Genomic DNA, 21514 nt, shown 5'->3' on the forward strand with positions numbered 1-21514 from the left:
AAATTAAAGACAAGGAGAACCTTTTAATTATTCCAGACGGCTTTTTAAACTTTATTCCATTTGATGCGCTTTTAACTGCAAAAACCGAAAGTAAAGTTTTTAAAAACATGCCGTTTTTTGTAAACACACATAATGTAGTTTTTAATTCTAGTGCTTCATTATATTTAACTGGTAATGTAACAAAGAAAGAATTTAGTGTTTTGGGTGTATTTCCTGTATTTAGGAATACTAATCAAGAACTTGCTTATTCTATTGACGAAGCCAAGCATTTAGAAAAAGAAATAAAAACTAAATTGTTAATGGATAATGCAGCTACCAAAACTGCATTTTTAAATGAAGCTAAAAAGCACTCCATTTTACACCTCTCTACTCATGGTAAAGGAGGCGATTTTTTTGAACCAGCACAAATTGCTTTTTTTGATGAACCTCTATCTATTAACGAGTTGTATAGCACAAACCTTAATACAGATTTAGTAGTTTTAAGTGCTTGTGAAACAGGAATTGGCGAGCTTAAACGTGGTGAAGGTCCATTAAGTATTGCTAGAGGTTTTCAATATGCTGGAGTAAAAAAAGTATTGTATTCTCTATGGCAAATTAGCGATTTATCGACCTCGCAAATTATGACTTCTTTTTATAAGAGATTAGACAATACTAATTCTATAAGTTATTCTAATAGAGAATCTAAACGCGATTATTTAAACAATAAGGACATTAAAAACTTAAAAAAATCACCTTATTATTGGAGTGCTTTTACGCTTTACGGCAACTTTGATAAAGTAGAAAAAACCAATTATATGTGGCAAATTATTGGACTATCACTTCTAATAGTACTACTTTTACTTTGGTTATATAAACGAAAAAATGGAAAACGCACTCTGGGAATTTCTTCTTGAAAAAGAGTATAAGAAAATAAAATTAAAACTTACAAAAACCAATCACTTCGAAGTAAAAGCAACAATTAATGGCGTAAAAGGACTTTTTATTTTAGATACTGGAGCTTCTAATAGTTGTGTAGGTTTTAATGCAATCGCGTTGTTTAATCTCAAAGCGAAAGCATCAGATATTAAAGCTGCTGGAGCAGGAGCAACAGATATGTTAACTCAAACGGCATCGAAAAACACTATTAAAATAGGAACTTGGAAAAAAACTAATGTAACGCTAGTGCTTTTCGATTTAACACATGTAAACACAGCATTAACAATGCATAATGCGAAGCCTGTAAATGGAATTATTGGTGCAGATATTTTAAAAAAAGGAAACGCAATTATTGATTATAATAAGAAATACCTTTATTTAAAAACACTATAAAGCAATAATTTTCTTACTTTTATTGTGCCATAATTTTTATAAAAAAAACCCTTTAAATGAGTACATCTATTGTTATCGCAGACGACCATCCTCTAATGTTACGTGGTTTAAGCGATTTTTTATCTTCCAAAGGCTATACTATTTTAGGCAAAGCTGAAGATGGCCAATCTGCATACAACCTTATTATTAAAAACAAGCCAGATATAGCTATTCTAGATATAAGAATGCCCTATTTAACAGGTTTAGATGTTGCAGAACAATGCCAAAAACATGAATTAGATACTAAAGTGATTTTAATTACTTTTGATAATGAAGAAACCCTTTTTGATAAAGCTAAGGCCTTTAATGTTTATGGTTATATATTAAAGGAGTTCGCTATTGAGGAAATTGAAATATGCATTAGTCACGTTAAAAAGAATGAAAAATATTTTAGTGAGGAAATAGCGTCTTATTTAAATTCTAAAATAAAATACTCTAACGCTCATATAAAAGATTTACTTACTAAAACAGAGTTAAAGGTTGTTAAGTTATTATCTAAAAATAAATCTAATCAAGAAATAGCAGATACTTTGCAAAGTTCTGTAAGAACTATAGAAAAACATAGAAGTAATACTGTAAAGAAATTAAAGCTTCAAAAATCTCATAATGCACTAATGTTATGGGCTAATATGAATAAGGAACTATTTTAGTTTTAAGTAACACTTTTCAGCTCAAAAAAATGATTCTAGCTTTTTTAAGCTTCTAATTTATTTTAAAATAAATTAGAATTATTTAGATAATTCACAATAAATACCAATAAAAACAATCCTTTACACGCTTTTTTAACAAATGTTGATTTTAAAAAAAATACGTAGTTCTACGTATTTTTTTTAACCTTTATTCAAGCTATCTTTACAATGCTATTAATCAATTACTATAAGCTTAAGCTCTACATTACTAAACCTATTGTGGAGCTTTTCTTTTTTATTAAAATTAATAAACCTTCCTCTATTCTATTTTTATTAAATAAAAAGTGAAAAGGACTTAAACTCGCGTTTTCAATTTTTAAAAAAAACAAACTCATTTATACTTTAAACAACCATAAGCGCTCAAACATCAAGTAAATACAGTGTTTTTAAGTGTTTTATGCTTTTTTTAATAACACAAAAAAATACGTAGTTCTACGTATTTTTTTTTACGTTAATACTATTTATCTTCACAGTGCTATTAATTAGTTTTTAAGGGAAAATTAATTAAAAAAAACTCTGTATTGTAAAAGGTACAGAGTTTTTACTTTTTAATTAAAAAAAATGCTATGGAAGATATAGGTAACACAAAAAAAGACAATAGGTTTATAATTGGAGTTATTGTTATTGCAATAATTGTAATAGCAATTAATCTGTTTAATGCATTTATTAATTAAATCACAATCAACTATTTTATAAAACAACAAAGCACAACTTTTAAGTTGTGCTTTGTTGTTTTATAAAAGTAATAATTATACTTATCGCTATTAAAGCTCTAAGGCTCTTTTTATATCGTTATCCATTAACAATTCTGTTGGGTTTTCTAGCGCTTCTTTAACGGCTACCAAGAAACCTACACTTTCTTTACCATCTATAATTCTGTGATCGTAAGAAAGCGCTACAAACATGATTGGTCTTATTTCTACATGTCCATCGATAGCTACAGGTCGCTCAACAATATTGTGCATTCCTAAAATACCACTTTGTGGAGGATTAATAATTGGTGTTGATAACATAGAACCAAATACACCTCCATTAGAGATTGTAAATGTTCCACCTGTCATTTCATCAACAGTTATTTTTCCATCTCTTGCGCGAATGGCTAGACGCTTTACTTCAGATTCTACACCTCTAAAGGATAAGTTCTCAGCGTTTCTTATTACTGGTACCATTAGTCCTTTTGGTCCAGATACTGCTATAGAAATATCTACAAAATCGAAAGTTTTCATTTCCTTACCATCTATCATAGAATTAACAGCTGGATACATTTTTAATGCTCTTACAACTGCTAAAGAAAAGAAAGACATAAAGCCTAAACTTACACCATGCTTAGATTTAAAAGTTTCTTTGTATTCTTTTCTAAGTGCAAAAATTGGAGACATATCTACTTCGTTAAAAGTAGTTAACATTGCAGTTGTATTTTTAGCTTCTACTAGACGCTCTGCTACTTTACGACGTAACATAGACATTTTAGAGTTTGAAGACCCACGATTTCCTCCTGTTGGTGTTCCCATAGAAGGCATCGCATTAACAGCATCGCCTTTAGTAATACGTCCATCTTTTCCAGATCCAGATACTGCTTTGGCATCCATACCTTTTTCTGCTAAAATCTTTTTAGCTGCAGGACTTGCTGTTCCTGTTGCATACGTTTTAGTGTCTTCAGCTTTTGGAGCTGGAGTTGCTTTTGTTGCTTCTGCTTTTGTTTCAGCTTTTGGTGCTTCAGAAGATCCTTCTGGTTTAGCAGCACTAGTATCTATTAAGCAAACAACTGCGCCTACATCTACAGCATCTCCTTCTTCAGCTTTTAGTGTTATTATTCCACTAGCTTCGGCTGGTAATTCTAATGTAGCTTTATCACTATCTACTTCTGCGATAGCTTGATCTTTTTCTACATAATCACCATCTTGAACTAACCATTCTGCTATTTCAACTTCTGTTATAGATTCACCAGGTGAAGGTACTTTCATTTCTAAAATCATCGTACTGTAATTTTGTATTAATGTCTTCTGTTGACTGTTGTATTATTGTTTTGGTGGATACATTTGTAAACCACTAATTTTATTAGCGTCGTCTAATAGGAAGAAAGCTTCTCCAACTCCGTTTTCAAAAGTTACTTTATAGCTATGACCTGTTCTAATAATTTCTTTTAGCTCTACTGATGTAATTTTTCCTAAAGCTTCAGCATTTATATTCGTTTTAAAAAAAGTTTTTGTCTTTTCTAAAGTTAATGTCTTTTGAAGGTTTGTATTTAGCATGTTGTAAACACCTTCAAAATCACCTTTATTATAATTGTCTTGAAAATCTGAAACGACTTCTTTGTAATTTATTTTTTCAGTTTGAGCAAAGCTTATTGAAAAGCTTAATAATGCCATAATAATTAGTAAAACTTTTTTCATAATATTATAATTTGTGCGCTTAGCGCTGATTATTTTTAGATTTATCGAATACGTAATCTATAACTTCCTGATGACGCTTTTTAGAACGCACTGAACTTCCTGCAGATGGTGCTCCATAAGCACGTCTTGAAACTGCTCTAAAAGTTTTAGCTTCATCAAAATGCATTAACATATGCGAATATGCTCCCATATTTCTTGGTTCTTCTTGTGCCCAAACAACATCTTCTGCTTTGTTATATTTCTTTAATACTTTACGCATTTCTTTAGCAGGTAATGGGAATAATTGTTCTACTCTCACTATTGCAACGTCATCACGTTTTAGTTCATCACGTTTTTCATCTAAATCGTAATAAAACTTTCCTGTTACAAAAACTAACGTTTTTATTTTACTTGTATTAGCATTAACATCGTCTAATACTGTTTTAAAGCTTCCGTTTGCAAAATCTTCAACGGTAGAAACACATTTAGGATGACGCAATAAACTTTTAGGAGTAAAGATTATTAATGGTTTTCTAAAATTAGCTTTCATCTGTCTTCTTAACAAATGGAACATGTTTTCTGGCGTTGTACAATCTGCAACAAACATATTGTCTTTTGCGCATAATTGTAAATAACGCTCCATTCTAGCTGATGAATGCTCTGCACCTTGGTTTTCGTAACCATGAGGTAGTAACATTACTAATCCATTTTGCAGTTTCCACTTATCTTCTGCTGCAGAGATGTATTGGTCTAACATAATTTGTGCTCCATTGCTAAAGTCTCCAAATTGAGCTTCCCAAATAGTTAATGTTTTTGGGCTTGCCATTGCATAACCATAGTCGAAACCTACAACTCCATACTCTGATAATAATGAGTTGTAAATATGAAATTGACCTTGTTTATCACTAATATTATTGTGTAATATAATTTCTTCTTCGCTATCCTCAACCTTTACAACTGCATGTCTATGGGAGAATGTACCACGCTCTACATCTTGACCAGAAATTCTAACATTGTAACCTTCTGTTAAAAGTGTTCCATAAGCCAAATGCTCTGCCATTGCCCAATCTAATTTATTATCATCAAACATAGTTTGACGAGATTGGATAAGCCTTTCAATTTTACGAATAAACTTTTTATCTTTTGGTAAGTTTGAAATAACCTTAGTAATTTCTACCAAGTTCTTTTTAGATACTTTTGTATCTACAACTTTCATCATTTCATTTTCATCTACACGAGTAAAATCTTCCCATATGGATTCCATAAATGGTGTAATAACAGTTTTATCTTCTTTTCTTGAAGCGTCTAGTTTTTCTTCAAGTGTATCTTTATATGCTTTTTCTAATTTTTTAACATGGTCTTTATCGATTACACCTTCCGCAATCAATTTATCGGCATAGATATTTCTTGGGTTGGCATGTTTTGCAATTGCCTTGTATAATTTTGGCTGTGTAAAACGTGGCTCATCTCCTTCATTATGTCCATACTTTCTATAACCCAACATGTCTATAAATACATCTCGCTTAAAATTCATTCTAAAATCTAAAGCAAACAATGTAGCATGTACTACAGCTTCCGCATCGTCTGCATTAACGTGTAAAACAGGAGATAAGGTTACTTTCCCAACATCTGTACAATACGTACTTGATCTTGCATCTAAGTAATTTGTAGTAAAACCAACTTGGTTATTTACTACTATATGTATGGTTCCATTAGTTTTGTAACCGTCTAATTGTGCCATTTGCACCAACTCGTAAACTAAACCTTGGCCAGCAATTGCTGCATCTCCATGCACAATTATTGGTAATACTTTACTAAAATCGTCTTTATAAAATTCGTCTTGTTTTGCTCTTACTATACCACCTACTACTGCACCTACAGTTTCTAGGTGAGATGGATTAGGAGCAATACTTAATTTTATATCTTTTCCAGAATCTGATGCCCTATGGCTCGTCCAACCTAAATGGTATTTTACATCACCATCGAAAACTTTTTCTTCGTAATCTTTGCCATCAAATTCGCTAAAAATATCTTTTGCGCTTTTTCCAAAAATATTGGTTAAGGTACTTAAACGACCTCTATGTGCCATACCCATTACAAATTCTTCAACACCAAGTTCTGATGCTTTTTCAATCATCGCATCCAATGCTGGAATTAATGCTTCTCCTCCTTCTAGAGAAAAACGTTTTTGACCTACGTATTTTGTATGTAAAAAACTCTCGAAAGAAACTGCTTCGTTAAGTTTTTTAAGAATATGCTTTTTTTGATCTGAAGAAAACTGTGGCTGGTTATCGTTAACATTCAGTTTATTTTGAATCCATTGAATTTCTTCTGGCTTTCTAATGTACATGTATTCAACACCAATAGAATCGCAATAAATACTTTCTAAGTGCTTTATAATTTCTTGAAGCGACTGTGCACCAATACCTAAAATTTCTCCTGCATTAAAAACAGTAGATAGGTCTGACTGTGACAATCCAAAATTCTCTAATTCTAAAGTAGGTTCGTATTTTCTACGGTCGCGTACAGGATTAGTTTTTGTAAATAAGTGTCCTCGGTTTCTATAACCGTCAATTAATTTAACAACTTGGAATTCCTTTTGTACATGCTCAGGAATTTGTGTAGACACGCCTTCTACTACTTCTCCATCCAATCCATAATTCTCGCTACCAAAGTCGTAACCTTGAAAAAAGGCTCTCCAACTCGGCTCTACAGAATCAGGGTTAGTTTGATATTGGTCGTATAAATCAGCAAAATATGCTGTGTGTGCTGCGTTTAGAAAGGAATATTTATCCATTATTTGGTTTAAGTCGTTTTTCGCTTCAACAAAATTTCTATCAAAAATACAACTTTCTCTAAAAATAGCGATGCTTTTACTATATTTATGTCTTTCTTAACAATCTAATAATTATATCATGGATTTAAAATTACAATCAACATTAAAAACTATTACATTATTCGCTATTTGTTTGCTAAGTTTTTCTTCAATTTTAGCACAAGACGACAAACAAAAAAGTGACTTCTGGAAAAATGTTCGTTTTGGAGGTGGCATTGGCTTGAGTACAGGCAATAATCTTTTTAGTGCAACTTTAGCTCCAAGTGCTATATACGATTTTGATTCTCAATTCTCATTAGGTCTTGGTTTAAACGGTACTTATTTTAGCCAAAGAAATATTGCTAGCTCTACTATTTTTGGAGGCAGTATTATTAGTTTGTTTAACCCAACAAAAGAAATACAATTATCTGGAGAATTTGAACAAAATAATGTGAGTAGAAATTTTGACAATCCTGCTTTTCAAGATGATAATTTCTGGACCTCAGCCTTTTTTGTTGGTGCAGGTTATAGAACCAATAATATAACTATTGGTGTGCGTTACGATTTACTTTATGATGAAGATAAGAGTATTAATGCAAATGCTTGGGCTCCATTTATTAGAGTTTATTTCTAAGAATATTTATTCCTAAACCATACCTTTTGCCATTCGCGCTTTAAAATTAAAAACGAAACTTGTTCTGCTAGTTCAACAGTATCGTCGCCGTTTAAAGCCCTAACTGCATGCTCAGGCACATCTATTATATAAAGCAGATTAAGGTATTCTGTAAATTTTTCTTGAATAAGTTTATATACTGTTTCATGAAGCATTAGTTTTAAACTTGTAGGCAAAATAGCTTCATCGAAATCTAAATCGATATTAGCATAGAGAAAATCTTTATTAAGTTGAAGAATGAGCTTTTTGTATAAATCTAAGTCATTTACTTCTTCAATTAAATCTTGAAAAGTTGTAGGTAGTTTCATTCTAACTTTAAAATAAAAGGTTAAACCTTGCGAGTCATTAGTGCACTACCAAAATCTTTTAACAACACTTTTTTTTCTTCAGAAATATCTAAAGTTTCTAAAACTAAAAACGCCTTATTTGTATAATTTTCAATTTCTTTCTGGGTCGCTTCTGCAGAACCACTTGTTGTGAAAAATTGTTTTACAGTTTCAATTTTTTCAAAATTATCTTCTAAATTAACAGTAAATAATTGCTCTAGTTGATTCTTTTCCGAAGCCTTTAAAAAATCTAAAGCCTTTAAATATAAATAGGTTTTTTTGTTTTCAATAATATCTCCTCCTACTTGCTTTCCAAAAGTTTCTGGGTTACCAAAAGCATCTAAATAATCGTCTTGAAGCTGAAATGCAATACCTAATAAACGACCAAATTCGTAAATACCGTCTTGATCGTTTTTAGATGCGTTTGCAACTACAGCTCCCATTTTCATGGCTGCACCAACCAAAACTGCAGTTTTATATTCAATCATTTTTAAATACTCTGGAATAGTAACATCGTCTCTTGTTTCAAAATCCACATCGTATTGTTGTCCTTCACAAACTTCTAAAGCAGTTTTACTAAATAGTTTAGCTAAACCATGAAACGTTTCTGGTTCGTAGTTTTCAAATAACTGATAAGCCATAATAAGCATAGCGTCTCCAGATAAAATACCAGTATTTGTATCCCATTTTTCATGAACGGTTTGTTGGCCTCTTCTCAAAGGTGCAGCATCCATAATATCATCATGAACCAACGAGAAATTATGAAACACTTCTATACTTAAAGCTGCGTCTAAAGCCTTTTTATAATCGCAATTAAAAATCTCAGCACTCATTAAAGTTAAAACTGGTCGCAAACGTTTACCTCCTAATCTTAGTATATAATTAATAGGCTCGTATAAGTTTTTAGGTTCACGAATTTTAGAGAAATTTTTTAAATAATCTACAAACGCGCTTTGGTAGTCTTGAGTGTTTTGCATACTGCAAAAATAAAGTAATTCTATGTATTTAAACAAACACATTATAGCAATGTTAAAAAACCACTAAAACTTTGGAAACTATTTTTGTTTTTAAAGTTTCCGTTTGTATATTTGCAATCAAATTATGAAAAACAAAATAATATATAAATCTACAGAGTTGTTTTTAACACTTGGTTTCAAGAGTGTAACTATGGATGATATTGCTAATGAGATGGGTATTAGCAAAAAAACGATATATAAACATTTTACCAACAAAACAAAATTAGTAGAAGCCGCTACTTTTTCTCTTTTCGACAATATTTGTGAAGGAATTGATGGTATTTGCGAAACTTCTGCAAACCCAATTGAGGAATTATACGAAATAAAGATGTTTGTAATGCATCATTTAAAAAATGAAAAAACCGCACCACAATTTCAGCTTAAAAAATATTACTCAAGCATTCACGAAGTATTAAAATTCAAGCAATTTGAAAAAATGCATGAATGTGTTTTCGAAAGCCTTCAAAAAGGTGTCGAAATGGAATTGTTTCGTTCTAATATAGACATAGATTTTATTTCTAGAATGTACTTTAATGGTATGTATGGTATTAAGGATGTTGAAATATTTCCGCAAGAAAAATTTAATATGGAATACTTAATGGAAAGCTATTTAGAGTACCATCTAAGAGCCATTGTTACGGATAATGGATTAAATATTTTAAACAACTTTATAACAAAAAATCAATTACAAAATGAATAATAAAATTTTATTAATCCTTATCATGCTCTGCACTGCAATAGGTTTTTCTCAAGAAAAAAAATCTAGTTTTACGCTACAAGAGGCTATTGATTATGCGTTAGAAAATAACCTACAGGCGAAAAATGCAGCCTTAAATATTGATGCTGCTAAAGCGCAAAAATGGGAAACTACAGCTGCTGGATTACCTCAAATGGGAGCGACTATAGATTATATTAATAACATTAAACAACAATTTTCTGAACCTGTAGATTTCGATAATAATGGTTTTATAGACTTTGGAGCTAAGCAGTCTGTTAATGCGCAAGCGACTATAAATCAATTAGTTTTTGATGGTTCTTATTTAGTTGCTTTACAAGCATCGAAAGTGTTTTTAGAAATTTCTAAAAGTGCAAAAGAAAAAACAGATCTTGAAATAAGAAAAGCAGTTATTAATGCTTATGGAAATGTTTTATTAACCAAAGAGAGCATACTAATATTAGAGAAAAACATTATTATCCTCGAGAAAAACTTAAACGATATAACCAAAATTTACGAAAACGGATTAGAAGAAGAAGAAAGTGTTGAGCAACTTAAAATTACACTTTCTGGTGTAAAAAGCAATCTTAACAATGTTAATAGGCTCGAAAAGGTTAGTTATAAAATGTTAAATATAGCAATAGGTAAAGATATTAACGATCCTATAGCAGCTACCGATAATCTTGACACTTTAGCCGAACAAAACATTACAATTAATCTATTAGAAATTAGTGATGATGTAGAAAATACTATTGATTTTAAAATTGCAGATAATGACAAACGATCAAAAGAACTTCTTGTAAAACTCGAAAAAAGCAAAGCTTTACCTACAGTTGGCGCTTTTATTAATGGTAGTTATTTAGGAAACAGCCAGAAATTTACTTTTTTAACTAACAACCAACAGTGGCTTGGTACCGCAAATTTTGGAGCAAGAATAAGTATTCCAATTTTTGGAGTTGGTTTGCAAAGCGCTAGAACACAACGTGCAAAAATTAATTTAGATATCGCAGAAAATAATTTAACAGAAACAGCACAACAATTAAAACTACAAATAGCAGCTGCAAAAAGCGACTACCAGTTTGCTATAGACGATTACGACAACAAAAAGGAAAACCTAAATCTTGCAGAACGTATTGAGAAAAAAAATCAAATTAAGTTTTTTGAAGGTATAGGCTCAAGTTTCGAATTGCGTCAAGCGCAAATGCAATTATACCAAGCACAAAATGAACTTTTACAAACCATGCTTGATGTGATTACAAAAAAAGCTGAATTAGAAACCGTTTTAAATACAGTACCACAAAATTAATCAACCAAAAAAGACAATCAAAATGAAACATATATTCTCAATATTAACTGTAACACTTCTTTTAACTGCTTGTGGCCAAGACAGAAAAATCACAGTTGAAAGTGTTTTAGAAGCTAATAACTTAGAAGCTATCCGTACTAAAAGAGCAGAATTAGTAGCTACGCAAGAAGGTGTTAATTCTAAAATAGAATTGCTAGATGCTAGAATTAAAGAATTAGACACCACTACACGCATACCTTTAATAACCACTATTAAGGCTAAAGAAGTAGTGTTCAATCACGTATTAGAATTACAAGGCAACGTAACAACTAAAGACCTTTTAATAATTACTCCAGAGTATAGTGGCATACTAACTAATGTATATGTTAGAGAAGGACAACGTGTAACAAAAGGACAAACTTTGGCAAAAATTGATGATGGTGGTTTAAGTCAACAATTGGCACAATTTAAAATACAAGCCGATTTAGCAAAAACAACTTTTGAACGCCAAGAACGATTATGGAATCAAAAAATTGGTAGCGAAATTCAGTACTTACAAGCTAAATCTTCTTACGAATCTCAACAACAAGCAATCAATCAATTACAACAACAAATAAACAAAACTAAAGTTAGAGCGCCTTTTAGTGGCACTATTGACGATGTTATTACAGAAAAAGGAAGTGTTGTAGGAGCAGGACAAACACCACTCATGCAAATAGTGAACTTAAACAATATGTATGTAGAAACAGACGTACCTGAAAGCTACGTTCCATCTGTTACAAAAGGAAAAAACGTAACTGTAGATTTTCCTGTATTAGGAAAAAGTTTGGAGACAAAAATCCGCCAAGCAGGATCTGTAATTAATGCAACCAATAGAACTTTTAAAGTTGAAATTGGAATACCAAATAAAGACAAAAGTATCAAGCCTAACCTAACTGCTAAACTAAAAATTAACGATTACACAAACGAAAAAGCAATACTTGTACCACAAAGTATTATTTCGGAAAATGCAGAAGGCGAACAATACGTTTACATTGTAAAAGAAAAGAAAGATAATGATGAAGGCAAAGTAAACAAGGTTATTATTAAAACAGGAAAAACACAAGGTGATACTATCGAAGTTTTAAAAGGTATTAAAAATGGAACTGAGCTAATTTTAGAAGGTGCTCGTAGTGTTAAAGAAGGACAAACAGTAAAAGTAATAAACTACTAAACATGGCTAAAAATAAAAAACAAGTGGACAAGGAGTTTGGTCTATCGTCTTGGGCAATTAACAACAAGACTACAATGTATGTGCTTATTGCTGTTATCTTTTTTTTAGGTATTGCTGCATTTTTTAGTATGCCAAGAGAAAATTTTCCAGAGGTAAATGAAACTAAAATTTATGTAAGTTCTATTTATCCTGGAAACACTGCAGAAGATATAGAAAAACTAATTACAGACCCATTAGAAGATAAATTAAAAACAGTAAGTAATGTTGTTGAAATCACCTCAACTTCTCAAGAGGATTACGCCATGTTAATTGTTGAGTTCGATGAAGGTATTACTGTGGACCAAGCAAAACAGAAGGTTAAAGATGAAATTGACACAGAAACCTCTAGCGAAGATTGGCCTACATTTAATGGCGCTAAAGTAAAACCAGATGTTTTTGAATTAAGCCTTTCTGAAGAAATGCCAATTCTAAATATTAATATTTCTGGAGATTATACTATTCAAAAATTAAAAGAATTTGCTGAATATCTTCAAGACGAAATTGAAGATTTACCAGAAATTAAAAAAGCAGACATTCGTGGTGCTCAAGACAAAGAAGTTGAAATAGCTGTAGATATCTATAAAATGATGGCTGCTCAAGTGACTTTTAATGATATTACTGGAGCTATTAATAGTGGAAATTTAACCATGTCTGCAGGAAACTTAAAAGCTAGTGGACAGCGAAGAACCATTAGAATTATAGGAGAGATTGAAAAACCTTCTGAACTTGAAAACTTTGTTGTAAAATCTGAAAAAGGAAAATCTATTTACTTAAAAGATATTGCTACTGTAAATTTTAAAGAGGAAGACCTAACCACTTTTGCAAGAGAATATGGAAAGCCTGTAGTTATGCTTAACGTTAAAAAACGTGCTGGTAAAAACATGGTCGCTGCTGCAGAACAAATTCATGTAATTGTAAAAAATGCTATAGAAAACGTCTTTCCGTCAGACTTGAAAGTTACTGTAACTAACGATCAATCTTCTGTTACCATAGGTCAAGTGGACGATTTAGTAAACAATATTATTTTTGGAGTACTATTAGTTGTAACCGTTTTAATGTTCTTTTTAGGATTTAAAAATGCCCTATTTGTTGGTTTTGCCATTCCAATGTCCATGTTTATGTCTCTTATGATACTAGAGTTTTTGGGTCAGAGTTTAAACACAATGGTGCTTTTTGGTCTTATTATGGGACTTGGTATGCTTGTAGATAATGGTATTGTAGTAGTAGAAAACGTGTACCGTTTAATGGAAGACGAAGGCATGAGTCGTATAGAAGCTGCCAAAAAAGGTATTGGCGAAATAGCTTTTCCTATTATTATATCTACAGCTACAACAGTTGCTGCATTCACACCTTTAGCCTTTTGGCCAGGAATAATGGGTGAGTTTATGAAAATTTTACCAATAACACTATCTGTAGTTTTGGGCTCTTCATTATTTGTTGCCATATTTTTTAATTCTGTATTGGTCTCTAAGTTTATGACTATAGAGGATAAAGACATGCCTTTAAAACAGATTATTAGAACAACATTAATTGTAGCTGTTATTGGTGTACTTATCTTTTTATTTGGAGGCACTTATAGAGGTCTGGGAACTGTCATGATTTTTACAGCTATTATGCTTTGGGCTTATCGTTTTTTTATTAGAAAATGGGCAAATAGTTTTCAAAATGTAGCTTTAGTAAATTTAGAAAACTGGTACGAGCGTAAACTACGCAGTGCACTTTCTGGATGGAGACCTTATGTTTTAAGTATTGGTACTTTTTTACTATTAATTGCTTCTTTTATTGCTTTTGGTATGTCTTTAAGTGCAAAAAGAACAAAAGTTGAGTTTTTTCCAGACAACAAACCTAATCAGATAATTGTTTACATAGAATATCCAGAAGGCACAGCAATAAAAAAAACCAACGCAATTACTAAAGAGATTGAAACACGTGTATCTAAAATCATTAACCAAGACCAATACATGCACGATGGCAAAAACTTTCTAGTAGAAAGTACGGTTTCTCAAGTTGGTGAAGGTGCAGGAAATCCGCAAACCGATGGTGGATCTTCTGCAGAAATGCCACACAAAGGTAAAATTACAGCCTCAATGCGTGAGTATAAATTTAGACGTGGTGAAGACAGCGAATTACTTCGCCAAAAAGTACAAGCTGCTTTAGTTGGTATTTATCCTGGTGTTTTAATTTCTGTAGAAAAAGATGCTAATGGACCACCTGCAGGATCACCTATTAATATTGAAATTGAAGGTGATGATTATAATCAACTTATTGCTACCGCAGAAACAATGCGTGAGTTTATCAATACTAAAAATATTGCTGGTATAGACGAACTTAAAATAGATGTAAATAAAGATAAACCAACAATGCGTGTTACTGTCGATAGAGAAAAAGCAGGCGAGTTAGGCATTAGCGCTGCACAAGTTGGGCAACAATTACGTAATTCTATATTTGGATCTAAAGCAGGTATTTACAAAGAAGATGGTGACGATTACGATATTTATGTTCGCTTTAATGAAGAAAACAGATATAACAAAAGTGCTTTATTTAATCAGAATATAACCTTTAGAGATAATACTGGACAAATAAAAAGTATTCCAGTGTCTGCAGTTACTAAATACGAAAACAACTCAGGATTTAGTGCTATAAAACATAAGGACACTAAACGTGTTGTTACTATTTATTCTGCCTTATCGCCAGGTTTTACAGATGCTGCTGCAATTGTAAGCCAAATTCAAAACGAAATGAAGAGTTATAAAGGCTTACCTAACGAAATAAAAGTCGATTATACAGGACAAATAGAAGAGCAAAACAAGCAAATGTTATTCTTGGTTGGTGCGTTTTTTACTGGATTAGGTTTGATTTTTTTCATATTAATATTTCAATTTAATTCGGTTTCAAAACCAACTATAATAATGATAGCTATTTTTCTTAGTTTCATTGGTGTATTTGGTGGTATTGTAATTTCTGGCAGCGCGTTTGTAATCATGATGACTATGGTTGGTATTATATCGCTTGCAGGAATTGTAGTAAATAACGGTGTTGTTCTTTTAGATTATGCGCAACTATTAATAGACAGAAAAAAAGCTTCATTAGATTTAGAAAAAGAAGATTTTTTAACCACTCAAGATCTTTTCGAGAGCATAGTAAAAGCTGGTAAAGCACGTTTAAGACCTGTGCTTTTAACCGCAATTACTACCATTTTTGGTTTAATTCCTTTAGCTATTGGTTTAAACATTAACTTCTTTACACTTCTTTCAGAATTTAATCCTAAAATTTATATGGGAGGCGATAACGTTGTTTTTTGGGGACCATTAGCTTGGACTGTTATATATGGTTTACTAATTGCTACATTTCTAACTTTAATTGTAGTGCCTATATTATTTTTCTTATCGATGAGATTAAAAATGTGGTTAAAAAGTAAGTTTTCTTCAGAAAAAAATGAAACAATAGCTATCAACACAATAATTAAAGAATAATCGCTATAATTTTTACTTAAGATGCTGTAAACTATTTAAACAAAAAAATCCGATGTCTTTGCTTCGGATTTTTTACTTTTGCAACTTATAAAACACACTATGTACAGAAGTCATAATTGCGGTGAATTAACTGCATCACATATAAATACAGAAGTAACCTTATCTGGTTGGGTTCAAAAATCTAGAGATAAAGGTTTTATTGTTTGGGTAGATTTACGCGACCGTTACGGCATTACACAACTTGTTTTTGATGAAGAACGCACCTCTAAGGACCTGCTTGAAAAAGCACAGAAATTAGGTCGTGAGTTTGTAATTCAAGTTAAAGGAACTGTAATCGAGCGTGCCTCTAAAAACCCGAATATGCCAACTGGTGATATAGAGATTTTGGTTTCAGAGTTAACTGTTTTAAATGAAGCACTCCTTCCTCCTTTTACTATTGAAGATAAAACGGATGGTGGAGAAGATATTAGAATGAAATATCGCTATTTAGACATAAGAAGAAACCCAGTAAAAAACAGTTTAATATTTAGAGCAAAAGTAACTCAAGAAGTAAGAAACTATTTGTCTAGTGATGGTTTTATAGAAGTTGAAACACCCTATTTAATTAAATCTACACCAGAAGGTGCTCGTGATTTTGTTGTGCCTTCTCGTATGAATGAAGGTGAGTTTTACGCCTTACCACAATCGCCTCAAACATTCAAACAATTATTGATGGTTGGTGGCATGGATAAATACTTTCAAATAGTAAAGTGTTTTAGAGATGAAGATTTACGTGCAGACAGACAACCAGAATTCACACAAATTGATTGTGAAATGGCATTTGTTGAGCAAGAAGATATTTTAAATATTTTTGAAGGTTTAACACGTCACTTACTAAAAGAAGTAAACGGTGCTGAAGTAGAAAAATTCCCAAGAATGCTTTACGATGATGCTATGCGTTTATATGGCAACGACAAACCAGACATTAGATTTGGAATGGAATTTGGCGAATTAAACGCAGTTGCACAACATAAAGAATTTGGTGTTTTTAATACTGCAGAATTAGTAGTTGGTATTGCAGTTCCTGGCGGAAATGCTTACACAAGAAAAGAAATTGATAAAATAATAGATTGGGTAAAGCGTCCACAAGTTGGTGCTTTAGGCATGATTTATAGTCGTTGTAATGACGATGGAAGTTTTAAATCTTCAGTAGATAAATTTTACGATCAAGACGATTTAGCAAAATGGGCAGAAGTAACTGGCGCAAAAGCTGGTGATTTAGTTTGTATATTATCTGGAGAAACAAATAAAGTACGTGCACAATTAAGTGCTTTACGTATGGAATTAGCAACACGTTTAGGCCTTAGAGATCCTAAAGTATTTGCACCACTTTGGGTAATCGATTTTCCATTGTTAGAACTAGATGAAGAAACTGGACATTATCACGCAATGCATCATCCTTTTACGTCTCCAAAACCAGGTCAAATAGAATTATTAGATACTAAACCAGGCGAAGTAAAAGCCAATGCTTACGATTTAGTGCTAAACGGAAACGAGATTGGTGGTGGATCTATTAGAATTCACGATAAAGCAACACAAGCTACTATGCTAAATCATTTAGGTTTTAGCGATGAAGATGCTAAAGCACAATTTGGATTCTTAATGGATGCTTTCGAATATGGTGCGCCTCCACATGGTGGATTAGCCTTTGGACTAGATAGATTGGTTGCTATTCTTGGCGGACAAGAAACGATTAGAGATTTTATAGCATTCCCTAAAAACAATTCTGGTCGTGATGTAATGATTGATGCTCCTGCTCCAATTGATAATGAGCAACTAACAGAACTAAGTTTAAAATTAAATTTAAAGTCTTAATTACATTTTCCTTTAAGAAAAAAACAAAAGAGTTTTGATTTTATTTCTAAATTAATACATCTTATATCTTGTGGAAGACAATTAATTAGTGTTTTTTCTAAACATTCAATTTGATTAATTTTTTAGCAATGAAATATATTATTTGGTTTTTCTTTTTAGTTTGTCTATCCTCAATAGTTTGTGGCTATGCATTAGATGTTTCATTTTCTCAAAAACTAATTGGTTTTGGTGTTCTTGGGTTGTTTTTTATTGTAATTCCATTATTTTCTTGGTACAGATGGAAAGATAAAAACCCAAAAGATTATATGCTTACTAAAGAGAATTTAGATAAAATGCGTAAAAGTGAAAAGAGGAGAAAGAGTTAGCAGTAAGTAGTCTCAGTTTTCAGTCTTAATCATAATCATTAATCCAACAATTTACACTTAGTTAAGGTTTCGTTTTTCAAGAAAAAATCGTTTTAATAATTTAGAGGCTTCTTCTTCTAGTATGCCTCCTTCAATTTTTGTTTTAGGATGTAGTCTTGTTTTTAGGTTTATAAAACCACGTTCTTCATCTCTAGCTGCATATACTATTTTAGAAATCTGACTCCAATATAAAGCACCTGCGCACATCTGGCATGGTTCTAATGTGACATAAAGCGTACAGTTTTTTAAATATTTTCCGCCTAAAAAATTTGCTGCTGCTGTAATAGCTTGCATTTCTGCATGTGCTGTAACATCGTTTAAAAGCTCTGTAAGGTTATGTGCTCTAGCTATAATTTTATCTTCTATAACTATAACAGCACCAACAGGTATTTCACCTTTATAGAAAGCTTCTTCTGCTTCTTGCAATGCTTTTTGCATAAAATAGTTATCGTCGTATGGTTTTATCATTTTATAAAAATAAAAAAAGGCAACCATAAATGGTTGCCTTTTTAATCTTTATTTAAAAACTGTTTTAGTTTTTAATAATCTTATCATTTGTATTAATATTCTCGCCTTTAATGGTAAGGATATAAACTCCAGATTGTAATGTACTAATATTTAATTGTGTATCAGAAGACAAATTAGCGTCTTGTGTTAATACGACTCTACCATTAATATCTGTTAACGTCATTGTTACTTTTCCAAAACTCTTTTTCACTTGAATGTTTAACACATCCTTAGTTGGGTTAGGGAAAATTGAGTAGCTAGCTTCGTTAAACTCATCTACACTTAATGAAGTACAATTTTGTAGACTTGGATCTGTAGCTGGAGGCATTGAAAAGTCTTCTATCTGATCTGTTCTAGATCCAGCAGATCCTTGAGCTGCATTAAGACCTACACCTCTAGCTGCAAAAGCCTCCCATATCATACACTGATCTTCTCCACCAGTTAAAGCATTATCAGCAGCTAATAAGGCATCTCTACCTTGAACGAATCCTGGATCACAGGCTTGTAACTTTAAGCCATCTAAAACTAGTTGCATTATTTTATTATTACCTCCTGTTCCATTATAAAAATCTGAATCAAAACCATATTTAGCTATATAATCCCAAGTTAAATCCCAAAGAATTGTAGACCAAATTGTACCAATACCATGAGGTTCAGATATATTTGCAACATCGTTAGTATCAATATATGTTAATGGGTTTACAGTAAAATCGTTACTGTAAGGAAATGGTCTAATCCCACCTCCATCTATAGGTTGGCTAATAGAATAAGTTGCTATACCTCTTGCTGTTTCAGGTAAGTCTGTAGCTTCCATAGTTATCATTAATCCAAACCAATCTGACCATCCTTCACCCATATCTTCGTCATTACCTAAACATCCTGCAGTAGAAGGACCTCCTGTTAATCTAATAGAAATACCATGACCATATTCGTGAGCAACTATAACATTATCAAAACTACCATCTCTCTGGAAAGGTCCAGCAGGAACTAAAGAGCCATTTATTGTTTCGCCATTATTTAAAGCTGTTAAGATTGCCTGACCGTCTGTAAGACTAATCATAATTGAAGGAATCGTTACTAGAGCTCCTTCTGCTCCTGGCCCCATGACTATAACATCTGTAAGTGCATTGTTAATAACAATTACACCAATAGCTCCGGCACTCTCTGCAGCTAATACCTTAGACCCAAATTCACATTCTCCTCTTCTTAAAACCGCTATATTTCCAGACAAAGCTCCGCTATTTAAAATTGAATCACAAGCATCATTTGGATCTGTACTTACTCCAGCATCATCATCAACTAACAAAACTAGATTCGCTGTTACAGGTGTTGTTACAGGTTGACCAAATGTTGCATACAAACCACTGTAATCGCCTGCAATAGAAGAGGTATTTATAGTTAAAGGTGAACCTGGAGGTCCTACTGCATTCCATAAAAACATAGTCATCCCTGAAGCTGCTCCATCTCCGGCCGTACCAAAAAATGCATTATTTAAACCTTGCCCATCTTGACATTCTGCAAAAATAAAATCACTTCCTAATCCACCATTTCCGTAATTATTATCTTGAAAATTACCTGACACCTCATCAAAACCATATTGGTACCATATATCATGCATAATATTATTGACATAGAATAGGTTAGTTAAAGATGCATTTAAATAACCTATTGGTTCTTGATTAAAATCTAAAGGGTCATTAAAAGTCAAAGAAGCAGTTCCTTCTGAAGAGATACCCAGATCCAGATTAGTTCCTAAAAGATCATCTAGTGCATAAACATTATTTCCTCTTGACGTAGTAAATTCTGCTCCAGCTATACCATCTGTGTCATGCCATCCAAAAGGAGAAGCAACAAGGTCGGCTGGTTCCGTAACTATTTCTCTTGATCCATCACTAGGACTTTCATTAGGAATAGCAAACACATTATAGCTAGACCCATCTACCAACATAGATGATGATGGTGAAGGCTTAAATAAATCTATCGTTTCTATTTTGCTAGTATTATGGCTATTATGATTTGTATGATTACCGTCGCCAAAATCACAACTAAGAATAAAATCATTAGTATCTAAAATTTGTCCGTTTACAGCATCTACTCTAACACTATACCAATTTTGCCCAATTAGACTACGAATACTTAAATCCCAAGCTAATTTTAGAGAACCATCTTCAGTATGTTGAAATACTAATGAAACAGGAATATCGTACTTTGATACATTTCCATTACTAAACACATAATTATTATTGGTGTTGCTAATTGTGGATAAATTAGAAACACTTCCTAAATTATATTCATTAACTGCAACATTAATTGCAGCTTCAGCATTGATAACAGGTGTAACAGTATTAACCTTAGAAGATATGTCTTGTATTAAACCATTAGCATAGTAGAAAACAAAATTATCTCTAACCGCAACACTTGAAATAGCATTATGTATTTTAACACCTTGATAGGCTTGATTTACATAAACATGATTAATTCTAGTTTTTTTAGAAAAGTAAGAATCACTCACCAATAAATTTGATATATCGGATTCAGACAATTCATATTTATCTTTATTCTGGTTTAACCAGGTTTTAATTAACAAACCAAATTCATTGTCTTCTAAATTATTTTGTGCCTGTCCTAATTGGAATAGAAATAAAGACAAAAAGGCAAATACACCTATAATATAATTTTTACTCATAACATTGTTTATTTATTTTACGATATTTGTAATATGTCGCAAATATAACTTGTGTCTTACAATTATTATAATTTTTCTCAACATTTATTGAGAATTCAAT

General features: G+C 31.9%; 17 protein-coding genes. 10 read left to right on the plus strand and 7 right to left on the minus strand.

The window, feature by feature from the left end; translation table 11 throughout:
• From Q0C58_RS06285 to Q0C58_RS06295, 3 genes are all read left to right on the plus strand, one after another.
• Positions 1-893: CHAT domain-containing protein (locus Q0C58_RS06285; protein ID WP_290698914.1), on the plus strand; the 893-nt coding region annotated here is incomplete at its 5' end.
• Positions 862-1308 (plus strand): retropepsin-like aspartic protease, encoded by a 447-nt coding sequence (locus Q0C58_RS06290; protein WP_290698916.1) that lies wholly within the window; start codon positions 862-864, stop codon positions 1306-1308. The genes Q0C58_RS06285 and Q0C58_RS06290, both read left to right, overlap by 32 nt.
• 56 nt (positions 1309-1364) lie before the next feature.
• A complete protein-coding gene (locus Q0C58_RS06295) occupies positions 1365-1997 on the plus strand; it encodes a response regulator transcription factor (RefSeq protein WP_290698918.1) in 633 nt (210 codons plus the stop codon).
• Positions 1998-2800: 803 nt separating this feature from the next.
• Here the strand turns inward: Q0C58_RS06295 and odhB are convergent.
• The 3 genes from odhB to Q0C58_RS06310 are packed head-to-tail and all read right to left on the minus strand — an operon-like array spanning position 2801 to position 7205.
• Positions 2801-4012 carry a 2-oxoglutarate dehydrogenase complex dihydrolipoyllysine-residue succinyltransferase gene (gene odhB, locus Q0C58_RS06300; protein ID WP_290698920.1) on the minus strand — a complete coding sequence of 404 codons (1212 nt, stop codon included), beginning with the start codon at positions 4010-4012 and terminating at the stop codon, positions 2801-2803.
• A gap of 42 nt (positions 4013-4054) precedes the next feature.
• Complete coding sequence (locus tag Q0C58_RS06305; protein WP_290698922.1) at positions 4055-4429, minus strand: DUF3887 domain-containing protein; 375 nt, start codon at positions 4427-4429, stop codon at positions 4055-4057.
• 19 nt (positions 4430-4448) lie between these two features.
• Positions 4449-7205, minus strand: coding sequence for a 2-oxoglutarate dehydrogenase E1 component (locus Q0C58_RS06310; protein WP_290698924.1), 2757 nt, complete (start codon positions 7203-7205; stop codon positions 4449-4451).
• Positions 7206-7323: 118 nt separating this feature from the next.
• On the opposite strand from Q0C58_RS06310, the gene Q0C58_RS06315 reads away from it, so the two are divergent.
• Positions 7324-7857, plus strand: a complete 534-nt coding sequence (locus Q0C58_RS06315; RefSeq protein WP_290698926.1) for an alpha-ketoglutarate decarboxylase — start codon at positions 7324-7326, stop codon at positions 7855-7857.
• Here the strand turns inward: Q0C58_RS06315 and Q0C58_RS06320 are convergent.
• Together Q0C58_RS06320 and Q0C58_RS06325 are read right to left on the minus strand one after the other, a co-directional pair.
• Positions 7854-8204, minus strand: coding sequence for a hypothetical protein (locus Q0C58_RS06320; protein ID WP_290698928.1), 351 nt, complete (start codon positions 8202-8204; stop codon positions 7854-7856). The two genes, Q0C58_RS06315 and Q0C58_RS06320, sit on opposite strands and share 4 nt — an antisense overlap.
• A 20-nt stretch (positions 8205-8224) precedes the next feature.
• Complete coding sequence (locus Q0C58_RS06325) at positions 8225-9199, minus strand: polyprenyl synthetase family protein (protein ID WP_290698930.1); 975 nt, start codon at positions 9197-9199, stop codon at positions 8225-8227.
• Positions 9200-9323: 124 nt separating this feature from the next.
• Between Q0C58_RS06325 and Q0C58_RS06330 the strand changes: the two genes are divergently transcribed.
• From Q0C58_RS06330 to Q0C58_RS06355, 6 genes are all read left to right on the plus strand, one after another.
• The gene (locus Q0C58_RS06330; RefSeq protein WP_290698932.1) at positions 9324-9938 is read left to right on the plus strand and encodes a TetR/AcrR family transcriptional regulator; all 615 of its coding nucleotides are present in this window, start codon (positions 9324-9326) and stop codon (positions 9936-9938) included.
• Positions 9931-11259 (plus strand): TolC family protein, encoded by a 1329-nt coding sequence (locus tag Q0C58_RS06335; protein ID WP_290698934.1) that lies wholly within the window; start codon positions 9931-9933, stop codon positions 11257-11259. Before Q0C58_RS06330 ends, Q0C58_RS06335 begins: the two co-directional genes overlap by 8 nt.
• Before the next feature lie 22 nt (positions 11260-11281).
• Entirely contained in the window at positions 11282-12451 is a 1170-nt protein-coding gene (locus Q0C58_RS06340; RefSeq protein ID WP_290698935.1) for an efflux RND transporter periplasmic adaptor subunit, read from the plus strand.
• A 2-nt stretch (positions 12452-12453) separates the two neighbouring features.
• Positions 12454-15963 (plus strand): efflux RND transporter permease subunit, encoded by a 3510-nt coding sequence (locus Q0C58_RS06345; RefSeq protein ID WP_290698936.1) that lies wholly within the window; start codon positions 12454-12456, stop codon positions 15961-15963.
• Between the two features lie 99 nt (positions 15964-16062).
• The gene (gene aspS / locus Q0C58_RS06350; RefSeq protein WP_290698937.1) at positions 16063-17817 is read left to right on the plus strand and encodes an aspartate--tRNA ligase; all 1755 of its coding nucleotides are present in this window, start codon (positions 16063-16065) and stop codon (positions 17815-17817) included.
• Positions 17818-17945: 128 nt separating this feature from the next.
• Entirely contained in the window at positions 17946-18182 is a 237-nt protein-coding gene (locus Q0C58_RS06355; RefSeq protein ID WP_290698939.1) for a hypothetical protein, read from the plus strand.
• A gap of 57 nt (positions 18183-18239) precedes the next feature.
• Here the strand turns inward: Q0C58_RS06355 and Q0C58_RS06360 are convergent, their stop codons facing one another.
• Together Q0C58_RS06360 and Q0C58_RS06365 are read right to left on the minus strand one after the other, a co-directional pair.
• The gene (locus Q0C58_RS06360; RefSeq protein ID WP_290698941.1) at positions 18240-18689 is read right to left on the minus strand and encodes a nucleoside deaminase; all 450 of its coding nucleotides are present in this window, start codon (positions 18687-18689) and stop codon (positions 18240-18242) included.
• 64 nt (positions 18690-18753) lie between these two features.
• Positions 18754-21414, minus strand: a complete 2661-nt coding sequence (locus Q0C58_RS06365) for a T9SS-dependent M36 family metallopeptidase (protein ID WP_290698943.1) — start codon at positions 21412-21414, stop codon at positions 18754-18756.
• Positions 21415-21514 lie beyond the last annotated feature (100 nt).

The organism is Lacinutrix sp., from assembly GCF_023299985.1.
Classification (GTDB): Bacteria; Bacteroidota; Bacteroidia; order Flavobacteriales; family Flavobacteriaceae; genus Lacinutrix.